Origin of the sequence: Egicoccus sp. AB-alg6-2 (assembly GCF_041821025.1) — a bacterium.
Classification (GTDB): domain Bacteria; phylum Actinomycetota; class Nitriliruptoria; order Nitriliruptorales; family Nitriliruptoraceae; genus Egicoccus.
On sequence record NZ_JBGUAY010000004.1, the window covers coordinates 48,585 to 64,449 of the forward strand.

Sequence of the window (15,865 nt, forward strand, 5' to 3'; positions counted from 1 at the left end):
CGATGGGCCGCGCGACTACGGTGCCGCTCCGGGAGAGGAGGGCGCCATGAGCGTTGACGCGGACGTGATCGTCGTCGGAGCGGGACTGGCAGGACTGGTGGCCACCGCGGAGTTGACCGACGCGGGCCGCACGGTCGTGCTGGTGGACCAGGAGCCGGAGCAGTCCCTCGGTGGACAGGCGTTCTGGTCCTTCGGCGGCCTGTTCTTGGTCGACTCGCCCGAACAGCGCCGGATGCGGATCAACGACTCGCCGGAGCTCGCCCTGCAGGACTGGATGGGCACCGCCGGGTTCGACCGCGACGAGGACCACTGGCCGCGGCAGTGGGCCGAGGCCTACGTCGACTTCGCCGGCGGTGAGAAGCGGGCCTGGCTGCACGAGCAGGGCATGCGCTGGTGCCCGATCGTGGGCTGGGCGGAGCGCGGCGGCTACGGCGCCATCGGCCACGGCAACTCCGTGCCGCGCTTCCACATCACCTGGGGGACCGGACCGGGCGTCGTCGAACCCTTCGAGCGGCGCGTCCGCGCCGCCGCCGAGCGCGGCCTCGTCCGGTTCCATTTCCGCCACCGCGTCGACGAGCTGGTCGTCGAGGACGGCGCGGCGCAGGGCGTGCGCGGCCGGGTGCTCGAGCCCTCCGATGTCGACCGCGGACGCCGCAGTTCACGCGTCGAGGTGGGCGAGTTCGAGCTGCGCGCCCAGGCCGTGGTCGTGACCTCGGGCGGGATCGGCGCCAACCACGACCTGGTGCGGCGCAACTGGCCGGAACGGTTGGGCCCGGCACCGAAGCGGATGCTGTCCGGCGTGCCCGACCACGTCGACGGACGGATGCTGGAGATCACCCGGGACGCCGGCGGCAACGTCATCAACCCCGACCGGATGTGGCACTACACCGAGGGCATCACCAACTACGACCCCATCTGGTCCAACCACGGCATCCGGATCCTGCCCGGCCCGTCGTCGCTGTGGCTCGACGCCACCGGCAACCGCCTTCCCGTGCCGCTGTTCCCCGGCTTCGACACGCTGGGGACGCTCGCGCACATCACCCGCACCGGACATGAGCACACCTGGTTCGTGCTGACCTCGAAGATCGTGGAGAAGGAGTTCGCGCTGTCGGGCTCCGAGCAGAACCCGGACCTGACCGGCAAGGACCTCAAGCTGCTCTCGACGCGGGTGCGCTCGGGGCCGGCCGCGCCGGTGCAGGCCTTCCTCGACAAGGGGGAGGACTTCGTGGTCGAGGACAGCCTCGAGGCGTTGGTGCGCAGCATGAACCGCCTCACCGACGAGCCGCTGCTCGACTTCGACCGGGTCCGCCGGGAGGTCAGCGCGCGTGACCGTGAGCTCGCCAACACGTTCACCAAGGACCTGCAGATCGCGGCCATCCGCAACGCCCGCACCTACCTCGGCGACAAGCTGATCCGGGTCGCCTCACCGCACCGGCTGCTCGACCCTGATGCCGGCCCGCTGATCGGCGTGAAGCTCAACCTGCTGACCCGCAAGACCCTCGGCGGGCTCGAGACCGACCTCGACGCCCGGGTTCTACAACCCGGCGGCGAGCCGCTGCCGGGCCTCTACGCCGCCGGCGAGGTGGCCGGGTTCGGCGGCGGCGGGATGCACGGCTACCGGTCGCTGGAGGGCACGTTCCTCGGCGGTTGCCTCTTCTCCGGCCGGGTGGCGGGGAGGGCGGCTGCAGCCGCGACGGCCTGACCCCACACTCAGACGATGCCGAGCACCGCGATCGACGAGGACGACCCGCCGCGCCGGCGGTGGCCCGGTCGTGTGGGCGCCGCCGTGCTCCTGGTCGTGCTGCTCGCGGCCGTGGTCGCCTCGGTGCCGGCGCTGCGGATCCGGGCGGTGGCGGCCGCGACCGGCCTGGACGCGCTGGGCGTGGGATTCCCGCGGCTGTTCGCACCGAGCGTCGCCGCCGACCGGCGCACCATCGCCGGCGTCGACGGCGCCTGGTTCGACCCGGGCCCCGACGCACCGGTCATCCTGCTGGTACCCGGCGCCGCGCCCGAAGGGCTCGACGATCCCCGCATCGTGCGTGTCGCCGAAGCGCTGGCCCGCTCCGACCGGGCCGTGTTCATGCCCGAGCTGCGGGTCTACCAGCAGACGCTGGTCGTCGAGGACGTCGACGACCTGGTCGAGATCACCCTGCAACTGGCCGCCGAGCGCGGCCCGGTCCTGCTGGTCGGCGCGTCGTTCGGTGGGTCGCTCGGCCTGCTCGCCGCGGCCGACGAACGCATCGACGACCAGCTCACGGCCGTCGCCACGTTCGGTTCCTACATGGACCTGCTCGGGGTCATCCAGGCCGGCACGACCGGGACCGCCCTGGTCGGCGACCTCGAACTGCCGTGGGAGCCGCACCCGCTGGCCGACGAGGTGATCCGCGACCAGCTGGTGGACCTGCTGCCCGAGCAGTACCGCGAGGAGCTGGTCGAGGTCCTCGACGGTGATCGGGACCCGGCCGAGCTGCCCGAGGAGATCCGCGCCGCCTACGAGCTGGCCATGAACGACGACCCGGAACGCACGCGTGAGCTGGCCGAGCACATCCCGCAGCACCTGCAACGCCGCCTGGCCGAGGTCTCCCCGATCACGGTCGCCGACCGCATCGACACGCGGGTGATCGCGATGCACTCCACGCAGGACCCGGCGATCCCGTTCGCGGAGCTGGTCCGGCTCGGGCACGCGGTGCCGCACGCGGAGTTGCACGCGTTGGACACCTTCAGCCACGTCGACCTCGACCTCGACACGCCGCGGGACTGGTGGAACGCCGCCGGCGACCTGCGGGTGGTGTGGCGCTTCGTGGCCGGCATCCTCGACGCGCAGTCGGGCCAGCCGCCCGCCACCCGTTAGCGGCCGGTCATCTCGAGCCAGCGCAGCAGCGTGCGGACGGCGACGCCGGTGCCGTGACGCGGGTTGTGGTAGCGGTCCTCGTCCTGCCAGAACGGCCCGGCGATGTCGAGGTGGACCCAGGGCCGGCCGTCGACGAACTCGCGGAGGAACAGGCCCGCGATCGTCGCGCCGGCCTCGTCGCCGCGGCCGATGTTGTCGATGTCGGCCACCTCGGACTCGAGGTTGTCGCGCAGTTCCTCCCACAGCGGCAGGTGCCACATCGCCTCGCCGGCGGCCTCGGAGGCGGTCAGGACCTGGCGCAGCAGGTCGTCGTCGTTGGCGAACACGGCGCTGGCACGCTTCCCGAGGGCCCGGGCGGCCGCGCCGGTGAGCGTGGCGACGTCGACGACCGCCTCGACGTCGTCGTCCTCGACCGCGAGGCTGAGCCCGTCGGCCATGACCAGGCGCCCCTCGGCGTCGGTGTTCATCACCTCGACGGTGGTGCCGTTGCGGATGGTGATGACGTCACTGGGGCGCTGCGCGTCTGCGCCGATCATGTTCTCGGCCAGACACAGGTAGCCGACCACCTCGACCTTGACGTCGAGGTCAGCCAGCGCGCTGAAGACGGCCAGGACCGCGCCCGCGCCGCCCATGTCGCCCTTCATCGACTCCATGATCTCCGACGGACGCTTCAGCGAGATGCCGCCGGTGTCGAACGTGATGCCCTTGCCGACGAGCGCGACCTTCGCGACGGGGGAGTCCGGTCGGTAGTGCAGCTTGACGAGGCGAGGTGGGCGTGCCGAGCCGCGTCCGACGGCGAGGATGCCGCCGCAGCGCTCCTCGATCAGTCGCGCCTCGTCCCAGACCTCGACCTCGACGCCGGCGGACACGAGCCCGTCGGCGCGTTGGGCGATGTCGTCGGGGCCGAGCAGGTTCGGCGGCGTGCTGACGAGGTCACGGGCGATGTTCTGCGCCGCCGCGTGGGTGCGCGCCAACTGCAGTTGCCGGTCGGCGGCGTCGACCAGCGAGGACGGGACGACCAGGGTGACGTCCGCGACCTCGAGCGGGTCGCGGCCGGGGCGGCAGTCGTCGAAGCGGTAGGCGCCCAGCAGCACGCCCTCGGCGACGGCGCGGACGGTCTCGACCGCGGGCTGGACCAGCACCAGGGTGGTCGCGATGGCGCGGCACGTAGGGGCAAGGTGTCGTGCCGCAGACCCGGCGGCGCGGCGCAGCTGTTCCCCGGACAGCTCGTCCATCCTGCCGAGGCCGACCAGGGTGACCCGCCCCCACGGTTGTCCGGGGGCGGCCAGGTCGAGGACCTCGCCGAGGCGGCCGCGGAACCGGGCGTCGCGCGGGACCTCGTCGAGGCCGAGCGCCTGCAACGCCTGTTCGGCCCCGGGTGCCTCGATGGCGCCGCGGAAGACGGGCACGACCAGGGCGTCGACGTCGAGGTCGCCGACGCCGTCGGTCGTGACGTGCAGGGCGGGCAGTCGGCTGGGCAACACCGCTCCAGGGCTCGGGGTCGGCCAGCCTAGACAATCAGCCGACCAGCCCCTGTTCGGCCAGCCACTCGCCGGCGATCTCGGCCGGCGCGCGACCCTCGCCGGAACGGCTGTTGAGGTCGACCAGCACCTCGGTGGTCAGGGCGGCGCTGACGGCGTCGATGAGACTGACCAGGTCGTCGCCGTAGGCGTCGACGATCTCGGTCCGCACGACCGGGACGATGTTCTCCGGCGGGACGATGCCCTCGGTGTCTTCGAGGTGGACCAGGGCCTCGTCGGCCAGGACGGCGTCGGTGGAGAACAGCAGGATGAGGTCGACGTCGCCGGCCTGCAGCGCCGCAAGTCGGGCGCTGGCCTCACCGATCGACTCGAACTGCACGTCGAGGCCGTAGACGTCGGTCAGTCCGCGCATGCAGGTGTCGCGCTCCTCGCACTCGGGCGGGCCGGCGAAGGTGATCGGGCCGGCGTCGGCGAGGTCGGCCAGGGTGGACAGCCCGTGCTCCTCGGCGAACGTCGACGAGGTCACGAAGGCGTTGGTGTTCTCCGCCGGTGCCGGCTCCAACACGCTGACGCCCTCGGCCTCGAACGCCTCGCGCAGCGCGGCCACGCCGCTGTCGACGTCAGCCGGCGGCTCCTGCCCGAAGCCGGTGACCAACGAGGAGCCGAGGTACTCGGGCAGCAGGCCGAGGTTGCCGCCGGTCAGCTCGGGGAAGATGAGCTCGCGGGAGCCGAGGTCGAGCTGGCGGCCGACCGGGTAGCCGGCGTCCTCGAGCGCCTGGCCGTAGATCTCGGCCAGGATCGTCGACTCGGGGAAGTCGAACGAGGACGCCACGATCTCGGGACCGTCGCCGACCTCGGGGTCGGCCGCCGCCGGGTCGTCCTCGGCGGGGTCGCCGGTCTGGGCGTCGGGGGTCTGCTCGACGTCGTCGCCGTCGCCACCGCAGGCGGCCAGGAGCAGGGCCAGGACGGCCAGCGGGGCCAGCGCCCGTGTCAGCCGTGTCGGACGAAGAGAGGGTGCGCGCATTGCGGGGTCCTTCGGGGAGGGGTGCCGTCTGTCGGGAAGGCTAGGGCGAGGACGCGGACGGGCGACGTCCGCAGTTCGGATCAGCCGGCGGCCCCGGCCCGGTTCGCGACGTCGGCGCGGGTCGCGTCCGAGCGCACGCCGTGGGGGATGAGCAGGCGTTCGAGCAGTCCGAACGCCGCATCGGCCAGCAGCGTGAGGGCGGCGAGCAGCAGGGCGCCGGCCAGCACGGTCGGCCGTCCGGCGATGCCGCGGGCGAAGCCGTCGATGACGAAGCGGCCGAGTCCGCCGCCGTTGGTCACGATCGCGCCGATCGCGGTGGTGGCGATGACCTGCAGGAAGGCGATGCGGATCCCGGCGAGCATGACCGGGCTGGCCAGGGGCAGTTCGATCTGGCGTAGGACCTGCGACTCGGTGTAGCCCATGCCGCGGGCGGCCTCGACCATCGCCGGGTCGACGTTCCTCACGGCGGTGTAGGTGTTGGTGAACACCGGCGGCAGGGCCAGTGCGGTCAGGGCGAGCGCGAGCGGCCAGAAGCGGGTGCCGACCCAGCCCGTGCGGGTGGCCAGGAGCCAGAACAGCACGATCAGGCCGAACGAGGGGATGGCGCGGCCGAGGTTGACCACCGACGACGCCAGTGCCTCGGCGCGGCGGCGGTGGGCCAACTGCAGCGCGGCCGGCACGGCCAGCACGACCGCGAGCAGGATCGCCACCAGCGACACCCACAGGTGTTCGACGACGCGGAACGGCACGCCGGACGGTTCGGTGAGGCTCCAGCGCGCCGGGTCGGCGAACCACGCCAGGGTGTCGGCCAGCAGTTCGGTCATGCGGGTTGCCGCCGGCGCGCCCATGGGGTGAGGAAGCGTTCAAGGCCGAGCAGCAGCACGTCGACGGCGATGGCCAGCACCACGGAGAGCAGGGTGCCGACCACGATCATGGTCGGGAACGCCGGCGTGGTCCGAAACCCGCGCAGGATGAAGAACCCGAGCCCGCCGCGACCGAGCAACGCGGTGACGGTGACGAGTCCGATGACGGTCACCGACGCGATCCGCAGGCCGGCGACGATGACGGGCAGCGCCAGCGGAAGCTCGATCTCGACGAACCGGCGGCCGCGGCGGTAGCCCATGCCGTCGGCCGCCTCGAGCACCTCCGACGGGACGCCGTCGATGCCGGAGGTGATGTTTCGCACCAGGATCAGGATCGTGTAGGTGATGAGCGCGATGATGGCGACCCGGTCGGTGATGCCGAAGAACGGCACCAGCAGCGCGAACAGCGCCAACGACGGGATCGTGTAGAGCACACCACCGAAGCCGAGGATTGGCGCCAGCGTCCACCGCCAACGCAGGCCGATCAGGGCCAGGACGAGGGAGATCGCGAGCCCGATGGTGACCGCGACGGCGGTGAAGTACAGGTGCTGCAGGGCCTGTTCCCAGATCCAGCCACGGTTGTGGGCGACCCAGTCCCACTCGAGCAGCGGACGCGACGCCTGGGCGAGGACGCCCGCCGTCACGAGGCGAGCCGTCTGGCGATGTCCTCCACGAACAGCATGCCGAGGTAGCGCCCCCGGTCGGTGACCACGGCGACCTGGTTGCGGCTGGTCACGATGGCGTCGAGGGCGCCGCGCAGCGAGGTGGCCCGGTCGATCGCGACGCGGAACGGTCGGGTCGGGTGCTCCCCGACGGTGCGGGCGTCGTCGAGGTCGTCGACCCACAGCCAACCGTCGAGGTGGTCGTCCCCGCCGAGGACGCCCACCCAGTCGGTCCCTTCGGCGAGGGCGACGTGGCGCGCCTGCTCGGGCGTGGCGGTGCGGGGCACGGTCGGGCCGGGCACGAGGTCGGCGTCACCGGCGGTCAGCAGCGACAGCTGTTTGAGGGCCAGTTCGGCGCCGAGGAAGGAGCGGACGAAGTCGTTGGCGGGGGCGCGAAGGATCTCGTGGGGGGTGTCGTACTGCTCCAGTACCCCGCCGACGTTGAGGATGGCGATGCGGTCGCCGAGCTTGATCGCTTCGTCGATGTCGTGGGTGACGAACACGATGGTCTTGCCGAGCTCGCGCTGCAGTTCGAGCAGTTCGTCCTGCAGCCGTGCGCGTACGAGCGGGTCGACGGCGCCGTAGGGCTCGTCCATGAGCAGGACCGGCGGGTCGGCCGCCAGGGCCCGCGCAACGCCGACCCGCTGCCGCTGGCCACCCGACAGCTCGCTCGGATAGCGCGCCGCCAGTGACGGGTCGAGGTCCATGCGCCGCAGCAGTTCGTCGGTGCGCTGCTGGATGCGGTCGGCGTCCCAGCCGAGCAGCCGCGGGACCGTGGCGATGTTCTGCGCGATCGTCTTGTGCGGGAACAGCCCGATCTGCTGGATCACGTAGCCGATGTCGCGGCGCAGGTCGTGGGCGGGCACATCCGTGGTGTCGTCGCCGTCGAGGACGACGCGGCCGCCGGTGGGTTCGACGATCCGGTTGATCATCTTGAGCGTCGTCGTCTTGCCGCATCCCGAGGGACCGACGAGGACGACGATCTCGCCACGCGGGATGTCGAGGGTGAGGTCGTCGACCGCCGGCGTGTCGCTGCCGGGGAAGACCTTGCGCAGCTGGTGCAGCTCGATCATCGGCTGCGCGTGTCCGTCGTCGCCGGAGCGAAGCGGAGTCGGGACGGTCTCGGGCACGCGCAGGTCTCCTCGAACACCGGCTCGCGACAGGCAGCGACCCTATGCGAGCCGGACGAGGTTCGAAGCTACGGTCGCCCCGGTCGGGTGCTCTGCCGTCGACCGCAGGAGAAGCCGTGCCGCTCAGCGACTACGAGGACCTGTTCGTCGGCGCACGCCTGTGGGGCCTGGAGTTGGAACCGCGGTACCGGGTGCTCGCTGTCACCCTCGAACTCACCGAGGCGGCGCACCCGCGCGACGGTGTCGAGGACCGTCGCGTGCAACTGTTGGTGCATCCGGTGTCGACGATCCTGGCGTCGCTGCGCAGCGTGGGGGAGGAGGGCAGGCGGCTGCACACCTTCGAGGACTCACAGCTGGTGGACGTGGCGGCCGCCGTCGGGGGAGCGGAGGTCACCTCGCCCCTGTTCGGACGCCCGGAGCCACGCCCGGGCACGTGGGGACCGCAGTTCAGCCTCGAGGGCCGGTCGACCGCGCCCGATGGCACGCGCCACACGCTGACGATCGTCGTCCGCACCGACGACCTCGAACTCGACCTCTTCGCCCGTTTCGACGTCATGGAACTCAAGGACCCGCACGGGGCCGACCTCCTGGCGTGAGCAGTCGGGATTCTCGGTAGGCGTCGCTGAATCATCAATTCTGGCGATGCCGCTCTATGGGCGCGCCCGCATAGTTCCTCCTAGCAACACGGCGTCAGCACTCGGGCCGACGCCAGACGCTACCCAGGAGACTCAGAACTATGTTCGACAAGATGTTCATCACCCTGCAAATCCTCCGCGGCGACTTCGTCGCTCGTTTCAAGGACGACGAAGGCGCGACCGCCGTTGAATACGGTCTCCTCGTAGCGCTCATCGCCGCGGTCATTATCGGGACAGTCGTGACCCTTGGTGGTCAGATCAACCAGGCCTTCCAAGACATCGTTACCGGACTCGGCGGCGCCGTTGGCGACGGGGGCTAATTTGCCGAGATCGTTCTCGAGGGGGTCGTCAATGCAGCACCCGGCGACCCCCTCGCGAGCGATAGAGGAGCGACGAAAAATGTGCGACGAAAATGGGGCATCCAGTGTCGAGTATGGCCTGCTCCTTGCGGGAATTGCAGCGGCCCTTCTCGCGATCGTTGCGACGCTTGGCGCAGATGTCCTCGAACTGTTTCAGGCCGTAGAGGGGCAGTTCTGATGCGTGAATTTCGTCAGGGACACGAAGCAGGTGAGGGAGCGGCCGCGGTAGAGATGGCGATCCTGCTGCCGGTTCTCATGCTCCTTCTCGGTGGGATCATCGACTTCGGCTTCATGCTCAACGCGCAGATCAGCCTGACCCATGCGGCTCGGGAGGGTGTGCGGGTCGAAGCAATTGGAGCCACCCCGCCGCCGACCCCGGTCGCGGCAGCCACCGCTGCCTTCACCGCTCCGGCGGTGACCGGCTTCACCGCCGCCGTGACGCGGGCCTGCCCCGTGGCGAACGGCGCGCAGGTCACGACATCGGCGACCTACACGCCGTTCCTGCTGCCGATCGGTGCACGAAACCTCACGAGTCAGGCGGTGATGCGATGCAACGGTTGAACCAGGAGGACGGCGCCGTTGCCGTCATCGTCGCCCTGCTCCTCGTCGTCCTCGTCGGCGTGGGAGCGCTGGCTGTCGATGCCGGCAACCTCTATTGGGAACGCCGCGCGCTGCAGAACGGCGCCGATGCCGCCGCCCTGGCAGCCGCTCAGGACTTCGCTTCCAACTCCGCTGGCACGGCGGAGGCCACGGCACGACAGTACGCCCAGGCGAACAACAGTCGTGGTGCATTCGTCGAAGAGTTCACTCAGCCGACGCCCAACAGCGTCCGGGTGACGACGGCGACAGGTGCTCAGACTGGTGCAGGGACGCTGACGGCCATCCTTGCCGGAGTGCTCGGGCAGGATGAATACGGAACTCGGGCGACAGCAACGGCGACCTGGGGAGCGTTCGGCGGCGGCGCCACGGTGCCTCTGACCATGTCCCAATGCGAATGGAACGTCCTCACCGGGGGAAATCTCGCGAATCTGCCCACATCCGAGCGAACGATCTATTTCCACAGTTCGCAGACGGCCGCGACGCAGAACACGTGCGGGGGCCCTGCCAACCAGAACCATCCTGGTGGTTTCGGCTGGCTGAACACCGCATCGGGTACCTGTTCGGCCACGGTCTACATGGGACAAGTGGCGACCGACACCGGCAACAACGTCCCGAACGGGTGCACGCAAACGTTCTTCCAGCAGTTGATCGGTGGCGATCCGGTACTGATGCCGGTCTTCGGCAACATCAGCAACGCACAGGGAAACAACGCGACGTACAACATCGTTGGTTTCGCGGCATTCGAAGTAACGGGCTACCGCTTCAGTGGCAGTCAGTACAACGAGCCTGCCGGCAATGTGCCGTGTAGCGGCAACGACCGCTGTATCCGCGGGCGCTTCGTCGCCTACTACGACCTGGGCGCAGAGCCCTCCCCGAGCGCCACGGATTTCGGTGCTTACGTCATCGGTTTGACCGGCTAGGAGAAGCGAATCATGCGCAAGGTCTTGGGTGTGCTCGGCGCCTTTCTGTTGGCGTTGGTCGGCACTGGGCTGCTGGTGGCATATGTGCGGGGGGCCGAGGACCGGGCACTCGCCGGTGAAGAGGTCGTCGAGGTACTGGTCGTGAACCAGGACGTGCCTCGCGGCACGCAGGCAGCCGAACTGGCGTCATACGTGACGACCGAGCGGGTGCCGGTGAAGGTGCGTGCCTTCGGCAGCGTCGATGACCTGGAAGATCTCGAGGGCCAGATCGCCGCCGTCGACCTCCTTGCTGGGGAACAACTGGTCCGGCCACGCTTCGTCACGCCGGAGGAGCTGGTCGAAGAGGCCGCGATCGAGATACCCGAGGGGTTGCAGGAGGTGACGCTCTCGCTGGCACCGCAGCGGGCACTCGGCGGCAAGGTCAAGCCCGGTGACACGGTCGGGCTGTTCGCATCCTTCTCCCTGGACGACGAGCGCGAGGACGAGGAGATCGCCGAGGAGGAGCGCGAGGCGTATCGGGAGCGCCTCAGTGATACCGCCAAGATGATCCTGCACAAGCTGCTGGTCACCAACGTGCAGTGGGAGCAGGTACCGCAGACGCCTGCCGAGGGCGAGGCGACGGGCAACACCATCGAACTGGCACCGACGGGGAACCTGCTGGTGACCTTCGCGGTGAACGTGGACCAGGCAGAACGCATGGTTTTCACCGCCGAGCACGGGCTCGTCTGGCTCTCCGCTGAACCGGAGACGGCCAGCGAAGAAGGCAGCCTGCTGCGGACGCCGAGGAACATCTACGATGACTGACCTCCGAATCCTCCTCGCCACGCCAGAAGCGGGCTACGAGCAGCGCGTCCGCCAGGCCTTCCGGGGCATGCTCAACGGTGACCTCCGCCGGTGGGACGGCCACCTCGGAGCCGTGACGCCGGACGCGGTGCTGGGCCAACTCGGGGACGTGCAGCCAGACGTCGTGGCCATCGGACCCGGCCTGGAACTCGACAGCGCACTGGAGCTGGCCAAGCGGTTGGAGCAGGACCGGCCGGAGATCAGCGTCCTGCTGATCACCGAGACCACGCCGACGCTGTGGGAGCAGGCGCTTCGCGCCGGGGTTCGCGACGTGCTCGCTCCAGACGCGGTCGATGCCGACGTGCGCAGCGCCTTTGACCGGGCACTCGCCGTGGCCGAAGGCCGGCGTCGAATGCTCGCTCCGCCACCTATGGAGGCGCGGGGTCGCATCATCACGGTGCTCTCGCCCAAGGGCGGCTCCGGCAAGACCACGCTGTCCACCAACCTGGCCGTCGGTCTTGCCATGGCGCAGCCGGGCCGTGTGGTCATCGTGGATCTCGACCTGCAGTTCGGTGACGTGTCCAGCGCACTGCGCGTCACGCCCGAGTCCAGCATCGTCGATGCGGTACGCACGCCCGGCCCACTCGACGTCATGACGCTGAAGACCCTGCTCACGCCGCATGCGTCCAGCCTGTGGGCGCTGTGTGGTCCTGAGTCACCGGCCGAAGGTGAAGCGGTCTCGGCCGAGCAGGCCAAGGACGTCGTCGAAGCGCTGGCGGGCGAGTTCGACTACGTCATCGTCGACACCTGCGCCGGCATCACGGAGCACACGCTGTCGGTGCTCGAGGTCTCCAGCGACCTCGTGCTGATGTGCGCGATGGACGTCCTGAGCGTGCGCAGCCTTCGCAAGGAGGTCGACGCGCTCGAACAGCTCGGGATGACGCAGCAGAAGCGCCACTTCGTCATCAACCGGGCCGACTCCAAGGTCGGCCTGGACATCAAGGACGTCGAGGCGACCGTCGGCCTGCCGGTGGACGTCGCCGTCTCCAGCTCGCGTGCTGTGCCGCTGTCGATGAACCAGGGGTCTCCGGTCGTGGAGTCGGATCCGCGATCGGCGGTCGCACGGCAGTTCACCAACCTGGTGAACCAGTTCACCGACCAGCCGCAGCGGGCGGGGCTGTCACTGTTGCGGAGGGGTGGACGATGAAGCTCGGTCAGCGACTCAACGGCGGGGGACCGGGGGGCGAGGGGACGGTCGGTGCGGCGCAGGCGGGGGGTGCGCCTGCGCCGACCGTCCCACCGCCGACACTGCCCAAGCCGGCGGTGTCGGCACAGGCAGACCCGCTCTTGCAGATCAAGCAGCGGGCCCAACAGGCACTGTTCGCTCGGCTCGGGTCCCGCCTGTACGACTCCTCGCTCGGCGACGACCAGCTGCAAGCCTTCGTCCGCCAGGAACTGTCCGAGATCATCGACGGGGAACGCATCCCGCTGACGGCCGACGAGCGGCAGCGGCTGACCAAGGACGTCAGCAACGACGTGCTCGGGTACGGGCCGTTGCAGCCGTTCCTCGACGACGAGACCGTCACCGAGGTCATGGTGAACGGTGCGTCGGCAATCTACGTCGAACGTGCCGGACGTCTCACCCGCACCGACGCGCGATTCGTCACCGAGGACCACCTGCGCCGCATCATCGAGCGCATCGTCTCGCAGGTCGGCCGCCGCATCGATGAGTCCTCGCCCATGGTCGATGCCCGCCTGCCCGACGGCTCGCGTGTCAACGCGATCGTGCCACCGCTGTCCGTCGACGGCCCCTCGCTGACGATCCGCAAGTTCGCCAAGGATCCGTTCCAGGTCGACGACCTCATCAGCTTCGGGACGATGACGGCACCGCTGGCGCAGCTGATGGACGCGTGTGTCCGAGGACGGCTCAACATCCTCGTCTCCGGCGGTACGGGCACGGGTAAGACCACGCTGCTCAATGTGCTGTCCTCCTTCATCCCCGAGGACGAGCGCATCGTCACCATCGAGGACGCGGTCGAACTGCAGTTGCACCAGGACCACGTGGTCCGGCTGGAGTCGCGTCCGCCCAACATCGAGGGCAAGGGCCAGATCGCCATCCGGGATCTCGTTCGCAACGCGCTGCGCATGCGTCCCGATCGCATCATCGTCGGTGAGACACGAGGCGGCGAAGCCCTCGACATGCTGCAGGCCATGAACACCGGCCACGACGGCTCGCTGTCGACCGTGCACGCGAACTCGCCCCGCGACGCCATCGCCCGCCTGGAGACGATGGTGCTGATGGCCGGTGTCGACCTGCCGGTACGCGCCATCCGCGAACAGGTCGCCTCCGCGGTCGATCTGATCGTGCAGATCACGCGACTCCGCGACGGCAGCCGGCGGATCACGCACGTGACCGAGGTGCACGGCATGGAGGGCCAGATCGTCACCCTGCAGGACGTGTTCGTGTTCGACTACGACGCCGGCATGGACGCCGACGGCCGGTTCCGGGGCCAGCAGCGGCCGACCGGCATCCGCCCGAGGTTCACCGAGACGCTCGAACAATCCGGGATCCAGATCCCGCCGATCGTGTTCGGCGCCCCGATCGGCGACATGGGCGTATTGACCACGCGCGGCGCGGTCGCGCGATGAAGCGAGCCGCCACGCTCCTGCTGGCGTCGCTGGCCGCGACGCTCCTGACGCTGACCGTCGCCGCGGCGCAGACGCCGGGGGGAGTGCGCATCGGCGACGTGACACTCGACGCGTTCCCGGACGTGCGGGTCGAAGTCGTGGTTCCCGGCGCGTTGGACGGCGCGGACCTGACCTCCGCGTTCGCGGTCACCGAGGACGGTGTCACCCGCGAGGTCCAGCGTGTCCGACAGGCCTCCAGCGCCGACCTGCAGGTCGCGCTGCTGATCGACACCAGCGGCAGCATGGGTGTCGAGGCCATGGCCGACGCACGCTTCGCAGCCGTCGGATTCCTGGACCGGTTGCCCGAGGCAGCCAGGATCTCGGTCATCAGCTACGACACCGACGTCGAGGTACTGACCGGCTTCGACGGGGACCGTGACCAGCACCGCGACGCCATCGAAAGTCTGGTCGCGAACGGCAACACCTCGCTCTACGACGCGGTGATGACCGCGATCACGACCTTCCCCGAGCCCGGGACCGACACCAAGCAGTCCATCGTCGTCCTCTCTGACGGTGCCGACACCGTCAGCGTCGCCACGCTGGATGAGGTCACCGCCGCTCTCGAGGGCACGGGAATCGGCTTCAAGGGAATCGCCTACAAGACCGAGGAGGCCGACGACGCCTCCATGGCAGCCATGGCCGAGGTCGCATCCGGCAGCGTCGCCGAGGCGGACGACGCCGAAGCCCTCGCCGGCATCTACGACACGTTGGCTGCCGAACTCGTCAACCGGTTCCTCATCGACTACCGATCGGACAGCACCGGCGCGGTCGAGCTGGGCGTCGAGCTCACACAGGGCGGCGTGACCGCCTCGGACGTGCGCACAATCGAGCTGCCTACCTTGCTTCCACCGGCCGAGAGCCCGGCGCCTCCACCACCGGCCGAGGCGCCCGTCACTGGCGTCACCGTGCCGATCCCGTCGGTGTCCGCGCAGCAGCTGCTCTACGGGGGAGCGGCGTTGTGGTTCGTCGCGCTCGCGACCATCCTGGCGCTCGTACTTCGGCCACGTGAGCGCCGGGCGCAGCTGTGGGGGGCGGCGCACCGCGCCAACGCCGGTGGTGGCCGTGAGCTCGCCCAGAAGGCCACGCTGCTGGCCGAACGGACCTTGGAGCGTCGCGGCAAGCGTTCATCGCTCAACGCCGCGCTGGAGCGAGCCGGCATCGACCTGCGTCCGGGCGAGTTCGTGGTCCTGACATCGAGCGCCGTGTTCACCGCCGGCGTCGTGGGCGGTCTGCTCAACGGCCCGTTCGCCGCGCTGCTCCTGGCCGTGATGTCGGTCATCTCCGCCAAGCTGTTCGTGTCGTTCAAGACGTCGCGTCGCCAGGCGAAGTTCGCCGACCAGCTCGGCGACACGCTTCAGCTACTCGCCGGCAGCCTGCGGGCCGGCTACAGCTTCATGCAGGCCGTCGACGCCGTCGCGCGTGAGGCAGACGCGCCCTCGTCGGAGGAGTTCTCGCGCCTGGTGGTCGAATCGCGCCTCGGCCGCGACTTCGGTGATGCGCTGCACGCCATGGCCGCGCGCATGGAGTCCGAGGACTTCGGCTGGGTGGTCCAGGCGATCGAGATCCACCGCGAGGTCGGCGGTGACCTCGCTGAGGTGCTCGACACCGTCGCTGGCACCATCCGTGAGCGCAACCAGATCCGCCGCCAGGTCAAGGCACTCAGCGCGGAGGGACGCCTGTCGGCCTGGGTGCTTGCTGCCCTGCCCTTCGGCGTGGGCACGATCATCTTCTTCACCAACCGCCCGTACCTGGCGGAGCTCACCAGCGGCGGGCTGCTCGGCTGGGGCCTGCTCGCAACGGCGGCGATCCTCATGTCTGTCGGCGGGCTGTGGTTGCGCGCCCTCGTCAAGCTCGAGTTCTAGGAGCGAT

The 15,865-nt window shown here is 69.8% G+C and carries 16 protein-coding genes; 11 read left to right on the top strand and 5 right to left on the bottom strand.

All coding sequences use genetic code 11. The features are described from left to right. Window positions 1–46: 46 nt before the first annotated feature. Entirely contained in the window at window positions 47–1,702 is a 1,656-nt protein-coding gene (locus tag ACERMF_RS07495; protein ID WP_373668433.1) for an FAD-binding dehydrogenase, read from the top strand. Between the two features lie 15 nt (window positions 1,703–1,717). Further along, complete coding sequence (locus tag ACERMF_RS07500; RefSeq protein WP_373668434.1) at window positions 1,718–2,851, top strand: alpha/beta fold hydrolase; 1,134 nt, start codon at window positions 1,718–1,720, stop codon at window positions 2,849–2,851. On the opposite strand, the gene ACERMF_RS07505 is transcribed toward ACERMF_RS07500, so the two are convergent. The 5 genes from ACERMF_RS07505 to ACERMF_RS07525 form a co-directional block, all read right to left on the bottom strand. Next, complete coding sequence (locus tag ACERMF_RS07505) at window positions 2,848–4,332, bottom strand: leucyl aminopeptidase (protein ID WP_373668435.1); 1,485 nt, start codon at window positions 4,330–4,332, stop codon at window positions 2,848–2,850. The two genes, ACERMF_RS07500 and ACERMF_RS07505, sit on opposite strands and share 4 nt — an antisense overlap. Window positions 4,333–4,369: 37 nt before the next feature. Further along, a complete protein-coding gene (locus tag ACERMF_RS07510) occupies window positions 4,370–5,356 on the bottom strand; it encodes a glycine betaine ABC transporter substrate-binding protein (RefSeq protein ID WP_373668436.1) in 987 nt (328 codons plus the stop codon). 80 nt (window positions 5,357–5,436) lie between these two features. Further along, window positions 5,437–6,180 (bottom strand): ABC transporter permease, encoded by a 744-nt coding sequence (locus ACERMF_RS07515; RefSeq protein ID WP_373668437.1) that lies wholly within the window; start codon window positions 6,178–6,180, stop codon window positions 5,437–5,439. Beyond that, window positions 6,177–6,863, bottom strand: coding sequence for an ABC transporter permease (locus ACERMF_RS07520; protein ID WP_373668439.1), 687 nt, complete (start codon window positions 6,861–6,863; stop codon window positions 6,177–6,179). Before ACERMF_RS07520 ends, ACERMF_RS07515 begins: the two co-directional genes overlap by 4 nt. Beyond that, window positions 6,860–8,011 (bottom strand): ABC transporter ATP-binding protein, encoded by a 1,152-nt coding sequence (locus ACERMF_RS07525; protein WP_373668440.1) that lies wholly within the window; start codon window positions 8,009–8,011, stop codon window positions 6,860–6,862. The genes ACERMF_RS07520 and ACERMF_RS07525 overlap by 4 nt, the downstream gene beginning before the upstream one ends. 116 nt (window positions 8,012–8,127) lie before the next feature. On the opposite strand from ACERMF_RS07525, the gene ACERMF_RS07530 reads away from it, so the two are divergent. From ACERMF_RS07530 to ACERMF_RS07570, 9 genes are all read left to right on the top strand, one after another. Continuing rightward, window positions 8,128–8,607: a hypothetical protein gene (locus ACERMF_RS07530; RefSeq protein WP_373668441.1), complete on the top strand. Its 480-nt coding sequence runs from the start codon at window positions 8,128–8,130 to the stop codon at window positions 8,605–8,607. A gap of 152 nt (window positions 8,608–8,759) precedes the next feature. After that, window positions 8,760–8,966: a Flp family type IVb pilin gene (locus ACERMF_RS07535; RefSeq protein ID WP_373668813.1), complete on the top strand. Its 207-nt coding sequence runs from the start codon at window positions 8,760–8,762 to the stop codon at window positions 8,964–8,966. A gap of 79 nt (window positions 8,967–9,045) precedes the next feature. Continuing rightward, the gene (locus ACERMF_RS07540) at window positions 9,046–9,183 is read left to right on the top strand and encodes a Flp family type IVb pilin (RefSeq protein WP_373668442.1); all 138 of its coding nucleotides are present in this window, start codon (window positions 9,046–9,048) and stop codon (window positions 9,181–9,183) included. Next, window positions 9,183–9,566: a TadE/TadG family type IV pilus assembly protein gene (locus tag ACERMF_RS07545; protein ID WP_373668443.1), complete on the top strand. Its 384-nt coding sequence runs from the start codon at window positions 9,183–9,185 to the stop codon at window positions 9,564–9,566. The genes ACERMF_RS07540 and ACERMF_RS07545 overlap by 1 nt, the downstream gene beginning before the upstream one ends. After that, window positions 9,554–10,525 carry a pilus assembly protein TadG-related protein gene (locus ACERMF_RS07550; protein ID WP_373668444.1) on the top strand — a complete coding sequence of 324 codons (972 nt, stop codon included), beginning with the start codon at window positions 9,554–9,556 and terminating at the stop codon, window positions 10,523–10,525. Before ACERMF_RS07545 ends, ACERMF_RS07550 begins: the two co-directional genes overlap by 13 nt. Before the next feature lie 12 nt (window positions 10,526–10,537). Beyond that, the gene (locus ACERMF_RS07555; RefSeq protein ID WP_373668445.1) at window positions 10,538–11,329 is read left to right on the top strand and encodes a Flp pilus assembly protein CpaB; all 792 of its coding nucleotides are present in this window, start codon (window positions 10,538–10,540) and stop codon (window positions 11,327–11,329) included. Continuing rightward, complete coding sequence (locus ACERMF_RS07560) at window positions 11,322–12,515, top strand: CpaE family protein (protein ID WP_373668446.1); 1,194 nt, start codon at window positions 11,322–11,324, stop codon at window positions 12,513–12,515. The genes ACERMF_RS07555 and ACERMF_RS07560 overlap by 8 nt, the downstream gene beginning before the upstream one ends. Next, a complete protein-coding gene (locus tag ACERMF_RS07565) occupies window positions 12,512–13,957 on the top strand; it encodes a CpaF family protein (protein ID WP_373668447.1) in 1,446 nt (481 codons plus the stop codon). The genes ACERMF_RS07560 and ACERMF_RS07565 overlap by 4 nt, the downstream gene beginning before the upstream one ends. Further along, on the top strand, window positions 13,954–15,858 hold the full coding sequence (locus tag ACERMF_RS07570; protein WP_373668448.1) for a type II secretion system F family protein: 1,905 nt from the start codon (window positions 13,954–13,956) through the stop codon (window positions 15,856–15,858). Before ACERMF_RS07565 ends, ACERMF_RS07570 begins: the two co-directional genes overlap by 4 nt. The last annotated feature ends 7 nt before the right edge of the window (window positions 15,859–15,865 follow it).